The sequence below is a fragment of the Variovorax sp. 20P10.2.4 genome (assembly GCF_058244205.1).
Genome location: NZ_JBZAYE010000431.1, coordinates 1 through 6,347 on the forward strand (window position 1 = coordinate 1; position 6,347 = coordinate 6,347).

Consider the following 6,347-nt stretch of genomic DNA (forward strand, 5'->3'; position numbering starts at 1 on the left):
GCGGCTCAGGCTGCCGGCGTCGGCAATCTGCACGAGCAGGGCGATTTCGGTCCAGCGGTCCATGGGGCGTGTCTCCGGCGAGCGTCTTTTTCGGGCTGGGCGATTTTGTCCCAGGGGGTGGGTCGACCGTTCCGCTGGGCGGAAAAATCATTTGCGCCGAGGTGCTTTGCGCCCGCCGGTCCGCCGCCTAGAGTCGGGCGAACCCCTCGAACGAATGGAGACAGCCGCCGTGCGCAATCTCAACCAGGACAACATCACCCAGGCCGTGCTCGCGCGCTTCGCCGACACCCCGAACCCGCGGCTGCACGAGATCGTGACCAGCCTGGTGCAGCACCTGCACGCCTTCGCGCGCGAGGTGAAGCTGACCGAGGCGGAGTGGAAGCAGGGCATCGACTACCTGACGGCCACGGGCCAGATGTGCGACGACACGCGCCAGGAATTCATCCTGCTGTCGGACGTGCTGGGGCTGTCGATGCTCACGATCGCGATGAACAACGACAAGCCCGCGGGCTGCACCGAGGCGACGGTGTTCGGGCCCTTCTATGTCGAGGGCGCGCCCGAGTACGCGCATGGCGACGACGTGGCCAACGGCGCGGCCGGCGAGCCCTGCGACGTCAGCGTGACGGTGCGCGGCCTCGACGGCACGCCAGTGGCCGGTGCCGTGGTCGACGTGTGGCAGGCCGACGCGGGCGGGCACTACGACGTGCAGCATCCCGAGCTCGGCCATGCCGAGAACCGCGGCCGCCTGCACACCGGGCCCGACGGCGCGCTGCATTTCCGCAGCGTGCTGGCTGAGGCCTACCCGATCCCGACCGACGGCCCGGTGGGCCAGCTGCTCGATGCCACCAGGCGCCATCCGTGGCGGCCCGCGCACCTGCACTTCATGATCCAGGCGCCGGGCTACGAGCGGCTCATCACCCACGTGTTCCGCGAGGGCGACCAGTGGCTCGATTCCGATGCGGTGTTCGCGGTGCGCGAATCGCTGGTGGCGCCCTGGACGCGGCAGGCCGACGGCCGCTGGCGGCTCGATTTCGACTTCGTGCTGAACCCGCTGGCGGCGGCGCCGGCGCGATCCGCACCGCAGGCCGCGGCACAGCCGGCCTGAACACCGACGACGACACACACCGGAACCAGGAGACAGAGGAATGAACGACACGCTGCAGCAGGAGCTGCTGATCCGCCGCATGATCGAACGCTGGGCCGTCTGGCGCGATGCCGGCGACTGGGAGCGCTTCGCCACCGTGTGGCATCCCGAGGGCGTGATGATGGCGACCTGGTTCCAGGGGCCGTTCGCCGAGTTCATCCGCGTCACGCAGGAGGGCTGGGCCAAGGGCGTGAGCATCCTGCACTTCCTCGGCGGCTCGGCGATCGAGCTGGCGGGCGAGCGCGCCATCGTGCAGACCAAGATGACGATCTCGCAGCGCGGCCTGGTCGAGGGCGTGCCCTGCGACGTGGTGTGCACCGGCCGCTTCTACGACTTCGTGGTGCTGCACGAGGGGCAGTGGAAGCTGCTGCACCGCCAGCCGATCTACGAGAAGGACCGCATCGACCCGATCGACCCGGCCGCCACCGTGACGCTCGATGCCGCGAAGCTCGCCGAGCTGCCCGAGGGCTATCGCCACCTGGCCTACATCCAGCAGCGCATCGGCTACACGGTGAAGCTCGACATGCCGATGCTCAAGGGGCCGGCGGTCGAGGCGCTGTACCAGCGCGGCGCGCGCTGGCTCGCGGGCGGCGCGCTCGAGCGCTGAGCCAAGCCCGATCGGGCCGCAGCGGCCCGCGCGCCTTCCTGCTACGCTCGCCGGGGCCCGCCGCGACGACGGGCTTTTTTTCGCGCGCCGTCCCTGCCCATGGTCTTCCCCCTCATCACCGACCCGCACTTCTACGCGGTCGCCATCCCCGCCGTGCTGCTGCTCGGCATCAGCAAGAGCGGCTTCGGCGCGGGCTTCGGCTCGCTCGCGGTGCCGCTGATGGCGCTGGCGGTCACGGTGCCGCAGGCCGCGGCGATCCTGATGCCGTTGCTGCTGTTGATGGACCTGCTGGGGCTCGCGGCCTTCCGGCGCGACTTCGACCGCTCGCTGCTGAAGTTCCTGATCCCCTTCGGCCTGCTGGGCACGGTGATCGGCACGCTGCTGTTCCGTGCGCTGTCGGCGCACACGGTGGCGGGCATCGTGGGCGTGTTCACGCTGCTCTTCCTGGCGCAGCGCCTGCTGTTCCCGCCCAAGCCCGACGATCCGCTGCCCTCGCGCGGCATCGGCGCCGCGCTGACCGCGGTGTCGGGATTCACGAGCTTCATCGCGCATGCGGGCGGGCCGCCGATCAATGCCTACGTGATCCCGCTGCGGCTGTCGCCGGTGGTGTTCACGGCCACCATGGCCTACTTCTTCTTCGTGGTGAACCTCAGCAAGTGGATCCCCTACGCATGGCTGGGCCTGATCGACCTGCGCACGCTGGCCACCTCGCTGGCGCTGATGCCCTTCGCGCCGCTGGGCGTGTGGGTCGGCATCCGCATCGCGCGGCGCATCGACGCCACCTGGTTCTATCGCTTCGTCTACCTGGGCATGCTGCTGACGGGGCTCAAGCTCGTCTACGACGGCTTCGTGGCGGCCTGAATCCCGCCGCCGCGGCGCTCAGAATTCGACGATCGACTTGAAGCCGCCGAAGATCATGCGCTTGGCGTCGAAGGGCATGGTCTTCGGGTCCATCGCCGCGATGCGCGGGTCGGCCATCACCTTGGCGTTGACCGTGTCGCGGTGCTTGCGCGACTTGTAGACGATCCACGAGAACGCGACCACCTCGTCGGCCTTGAGCTTCACGCTCTGCGGGAACGAGGTCAGCTTGCCGGGCTTGACGTCGTCCGCGACGCACTCCACGTATTCGAGCGCGCCGTACTCCATCCAGACCTTGCCGGCCTTGCGCGCCACCTTGCGGTAGGCCTCCACGTTCTTGGCGGGAATCGGCACGATGAAACCGTCGACATAGCGAGCCATGGGAACACTCCTTGAAAAGAAGGGAAAGAGAAACAGAAACGGCGGCCGGCCCAGCAGCAGCCCGTCAGGACGTTGCCGCGCCATTCGCCGCGCTCCCGGGGCCCGCCGCCTCCTCGTTGTCGTGCATCTGCCCCGGCATGGCGGAGCGAAGCAGCAGGGCGCCCAACAAACCCGCCACCGCCGCGAACACGGCGCCGACGAGAAATGCCATCTGGTAGCCGCCGGTGAGCGCGAGCGGCGTGCTCGCGCCGGCCGCGAGCATCGAGCCGGTCTGCGCGGCCGCGATGCTCGCGAGCACCGCGAGGCCCAGCGCGCCGCCCATCATGAAGGCGGTGTTGACCACGCCCGAGGCCAGGCCCGATTCACTCGGGCTCACCTCGCTCATCGCGGCCAGCAGCAGCGGGTTGAAGGCCATGCCGGCGCCCAGGCCCAGCAGCAGCATGCCGGGCAGCACGTCGATCGCGAAGCGGCCGTCGACCGGCGCGCGCGCGAACAGCGCCAGCCCGATGGCCGCGAGCCACAGGCCCGCCGCGAGCGGACGGCGGATGCCGAAGCGCATCACGATCTTTGCCGACAGCCCCAGCGAGAACACGGCCATGATGACGTTGGCCGGCAGGAAGGCCAGGCCGATCTGCATCGGCGTGTATTCGAGCACCAGCTGCATGTAGAGCGCCGAGATGAAGAACCAGGCGAACATCGCCGCGGCCCACAGCACGCCCACCACGTTCGAGACCGAGACGCTGCGCAGCCGGAACAGGCCCAGCGGCATCAGCGGATGCTTCACCCTGGCCTCGATGGCGATGAAGATCGCGAGCAGCGCGACCGCGGTGCCGAGCAGGCCCAGCGTCTGCGCCGAGCGCCAGCCGGCCTCGTTCCCGTTGACCACGCCGTAGACCGCGAGCATCAGCGAGAGCGTGACCGTGACCGCGCCGGCCACGTCGAGCTTCTCGCCATGGGCCTGGCCGCGCGCGCTCGGCAAGAGCGCGATGCACAGCGCATACACGGCCACGCCGATCGGCAGGTTGACCAGGAAGATCCAGTGCCAGCTCAGCGAGCTGGTCAGCAGGCCGCCGAGCAGCACGCCGATGCTGCCGCCGCCGGCGCAGACGAAGCCGTACACGCCCATCGCCTTGGCGCGGTCGGCCGGCTCGGTGAAGAGGTTCATGATCAGCGACAGCGAGACGGCCGACACGATCGCGCCGCCCAGGCCCTGCACCGCGCGCGCGGCGATCAGGAGGCCCTGCGTGGTCGAGATGCCGCAGGCCAGCGAGGCCAGCGTGAACAGCACCAGCCCGGCGAGGAAGACGCGGCGGTGGCCGTAGAGGTCGCCGAGCCGCCCGCCCAGCAGCAGGAAGCCGCCGAAGGTCAGCATGTAGGCGTTGACGACCCACACCAGCGAGGTCTCGGTGAAGCCGAGGTCGGTGCGGATCGAGGGCAGCGCGACGTTCACGATGGTGGTGTCGAGCACGATCATCAGCACGCCCAGGCACAGCACCATCAGGGCGAGCCAGCGCTTGCGGTTGTCGAGGGATTCGGTCATGGAAAGGATTCCTCAGGGGCCGGGCGGCGCGCCGCCCGGCGGATGGTTGTGGCGTTCTTCGTCAGACCAGGGAGGCGCCGCCGTTGATCAGCCAGGGCGTGCCGTAGCGGTCGGTCACCATGCCGAAGCCCTCGACCCAGAAGGTCTTCTCGAACGGCATGCCGACCTGGCCGCCGTCGGCGAGGGCGTCGAACACGCGCTTCGCCTCGGCGACCGTCGGGTAGTTGAGCGCGACGCCGAAGCCCTTCATGCCCTCGTACGGCATGCCCGGCATGCTGTCGGAGGCCATGAGCATGCTGTCTCCGACCACGAGGCTGGCGTGCATCAGGCGGCTGGCGGCCTCGGGCGGCATGTTGGCGGCTTCGGGGCTTTCGCCCACGGTCATGAGCATTTCCATTTTTCCGCCGAGCGTCTTCTCGTAGAAGCGCATGGCCTCGGCCGCGTTGCCGTCGAAGGTGAGATAGGCATTGAGGAGCGACATGAGAGTTCCTTCAGTGAGTGGGTGGATGGGATAACGGAGGGGGACAGGCTCAGGATCCCGCCGGCTTCTCGGCCGCGGTCTTGAGGTTGGCGAGGCCGGCTTCGAAGTCCTTGCCGATCAGGGTGTCCATGTCGAAGAACAGGCCCATGAGCTTGGAGACGTAGGGCGCCGGGCCGTGCATGGCCCAGGTGACCTGGGTCGCGTCGCCCTGCGGCTGGAAGCTGAAGTCGGCGGTGTTGCGGGCCTCGAAGGGCTGGAGGAAGTCGAGCTTGATCGAGACCTTCGTGGGCGAGGCCTCGAGGATCTCCATGCGGCCGGCGCCGGCCTTGTCGTCGCCCTCCCAGGCATAGGTCGCGCCCGGGCCGCTGGCGGCGCCGCCGAAGCTGCGCTTCATGGCCGGATCGAGCTTCTCGTAGGGCGACCATTCGCTCCAGCGGTGGAAGTCGGCGACCAGCGGCGCGATCCGTGCGGGCGGTGCCTGGATGCGCGCGCTGCGCTCGACGCGGAAGCTGTCGGGGCGGGTGGCCGCGAACAGCAGGACGCCGGCGATCAGCACGACGAGGAGGAGGGCGATTTTCTTGAACATGGAGCGCTCTGGAACGACGAATGGAAAAGGGGAAAAGGGGAAAAGGGGAAAAGGGGGCTTCGCGCGGCGCGGCTTCAGTCGCCGACCACCACCATCCAGCCCACGCCGAAGCGGTCGCCGACCATGCCGAAGCCCGGCGAGAAGAAGGTGGGGATCAGCGGCTGCATCACCTGGCCGCCGTCGGCCAGCGCGTCGAACCACTTGCGCGCATCGGCCTCGGTGGGCGCGGTGATCGCCAGCATGATTCCCTTGAACTCGGCCTGGCCCGAGCAGCGGCCGTCGGAGGCCATGAGCTCGGTCTCGCCGATGCGCAGCACCGCATGCATGACCTTGTCGGGACCGGGCATGGCGCCGGCGCAGCCGTCCGCGTCGGGCGGCATGTCGGCGGGGGCGTCGCTGTAGCGCATGAGCTGCACGACTTCGGCGCCGAGCGCCTTCCCGTAGAACGCGATGGCCTCGTCGCAGCGGCCTTCGAACGAGAGATAGGACTGGACTTTCATGGCAATTCCTCTTTGCAAGAGCGGTTATTCCGGGGGCGCCGCTGGGCAGCAGAGCCCGGGGCGAATACGATGGCACTACTTTGTGTACACCGTCCACAAAGAATAGCAAAGATAATGGACACTGTCCACATCGAAAAATCGTAGTCCGAGAAAGAAGGAAATGGTCCGCAACGCCGCCATCGCCGCCGAATCCGCGCCGCCCTCGCGCTCCACCTACCGCCATGGCGACCTGCGCCGGGCCTTGCTGGAC

At 68.7% G+C, this 6,347-nt stretch carries 8 protein-coding genes; 3 read left to right on the plus strand and 5 right to left on the minus strand.

Translation table 11 applies throughout. The features are described from left to right. The first annotated feature begins 229 nt into the window (after positions 1-229). From AC27VN_RS29295 to AC27VN_RS29305, 3 genes are all read left to right on the plus strand, one after another. Positions 230-1,105 carry an intradiol ring-cleavage dioxygenase gene (locus tag AC27VN_RS29295; RefSeq protein ID WP_490878818.1) on the plus strand — a complete coding sequence of 292 codons (876 nt, stop codon included), beginning with the start codon at positions 230-232 and terminating at the stop codon, positions 1,103-1,105. Positions 1,106-1,145: 40 nt separating this feature from the next. After that, positions 1,146-1,751, plus strand: a complete 606-nt coding sequence (locus AC27VN_RS29300; protein WP_208512950.1) for a nuclear transport factor 2 family protein — start codon at positions 1,146-1,148, stop codon at positions 1,749-1,751. A gap of 99 nt (positions 1,752-1,850) precedes the next feature. Next, positions 1,851-2,612 (plus strand): sulfite exporter TauE/SafE family protein, encoded by a 762-nt coding sequence (locus AC27VN_RS29305; RefSeq protein ID WP_490878819.1) that lies wholly within the window; start codon positions 1,851-1,853, stop codon positions 2,610-2,612. Positions 2,613-2,630: 18 nt separating this feature from the next. On the opposite strand, the gene AC27VN_RS29310 is transcribed toward AC27VN_RS29305, so the two are convergent. The 5 genes from AC27VN_RS29310 to AC27VN_RS29330 form a co-directional block, all read right to left on the minus strand. Continuing rightward, complete coding sequence (locus tag AC27VN_RS29310; protein ID WP_093347496.1) at positions 2,631-2,990, minus strand: DUF1428 domain-containing protein; 360 nt, start codon at positions 2,988-2,990, stop codon at positions 2,631-2,633. A gap of 64 nt (positions 2,991-3,054) precedes the next feature. Continuing rightward, complete coding sequence (locus AC27VN_RS29315; protein WP_490878820.1) at positions 3,055-4,530, minus strand: DHA2 family efflux MFS transporter permease subunit; 1,476 nt, start codon at positions 4,528-4,530, stop codon at positions 3,055-3,057. Between the two features lie 61 nt (positions 4,531-4,591). Beyond that, positions 4,592-5,011 (minus strand): VOC family protein, encoded by a 420-nt coding sequence (locus tag AC27VN_RS29320; protein ID WP_296799160.1) that lies wholly within the window; start codon positions 5,009-5,011, stop codon positions 4,592-4,594. Positions 5,012-5,060: 49 nt separating this feature from the next. Beyond that, positions 5,061-5,597 (minus strand): SRPBCC family protein, encoded by a 537-nt coding sequence (locus AC27VN_RS29325; protein WP_490878821.1) that lies wholly within the window; start codon positions 5,595-5,597, stop codon positions 5,061-5,063. Between the two features lie 74 nt (positions 5,598-5,671). Continuing rightward, a complete protein-coding gene (locus AC27VN_RS29330; protein ID WP_093347485.1) occupies positions 5,672-6,097 on the minus strand; it encodes a VOC family protein in 426 nt (141 codons plus the stop codon). Between the last annotated feature and the right edge of the window lie 250 nt (positions 6,098-6,347).

What these genes read in the sequence shown, in the direction of transcription:
- AC27VN_RS29305 (WP_490878819.1), top strand. Translation starts at nt 1,851, where the DNA reads ATGGTCTTCCCCCTCATCACCGACCCGCACTTCTACGCGGTCGCCATC.
- AC27VN_RS29300 (WP_208512950.1), top strand. Translation starts at nt 1,146, where the DNA reads ATGAACGACACGCTGCAGCAGGAGCTGCTGATCCGCCGCATGATCGAA.
- AC27VN_RS29330 (WP_093347485.1), bottom strand. Translation starts at nt 6,097, where the DNA reads ATGAAAGTCCAGTCCTATCTCTCGTTCGAAGGCCGCTGCGACGAGGCC.
- AC27VN_RS29325 (WP_490878821.1), bottom strand. Translation starts at nt 5,597, where the DNA reads ATGTTCAAGAAAATCGCCCTCCTCCTCGTCGTGCTGATCGCCGGCGTC.
- AC27VN_RS29310 (WP_093347496.1), bottom strand. Translation starts at nt 2,990, where the DNA reads ATGGCTCGCTATGTCGACGGTTTCATCGTGCCGATTCCCGCCAAGAAC.
- AC27VN_RS29315 (WP_490878820.1), bottom strand. Translation starts at nt 4,530, where the DNA reads ATGACCGAATCCCTCGACAACCGCAAGCGCTGGCTCGCCCTGATGGTG.
- AC27VN_RS29320 (WP_296799160.1), bottom strand. Translation starts at nt 5,011, where the DNA reads ATGTCGCTCCTCAATGCCTATCTCACCTTCGACGGCAACGCGGCCGAG.